The organism is Algibacter ulvanivorans (assembly GCF_048381495.1).
GTDB lineage: Bacteria > Bacteroidota > Bacteroidia > Flavobacteriales > Flavobacteriaceae > Algibacter_B > Algibacter_B ulvanivorans.
Genome location: NZ_JBLWGD010000119.1, coordinates 1 through 237 on the forward strand (window position 1 = coordinate 1; position 237 = coordinate 237).

A 237-nucleotide genomic window follows, 5' to 3' on the forward strand; every position below is an offset into this window, starting at 1 on the left:
CACAATCCGTTAAACCATCACCATCACTATCGGTCGTGTTGATGCCTACTGGGCTACATGGATCGTTTTCATCGGAGGTACCTGTTGGTACTGTTGGCGTACTCGGATCGTCTATACCTGTAGTTTCCTCACAATCCGTTAAACCATCACCATCACTATCGGTTGTATTGATGCCTACTGGGCTACATGGATCGTTTTCATCGGATGTACCAGTTGGTACTGTTGGTGTACTCGGAT

The 237-nt window shown here is 46.8% G+C and carries 1 pseudogene; it reads right to left on the bottom strand.

The window, feature by feature from the left end:
* Window positions 1-237, bottom strand: a pseudogene (locus ACNG5D_RS16200) (hypothetical protein); the annotation flags it as partial.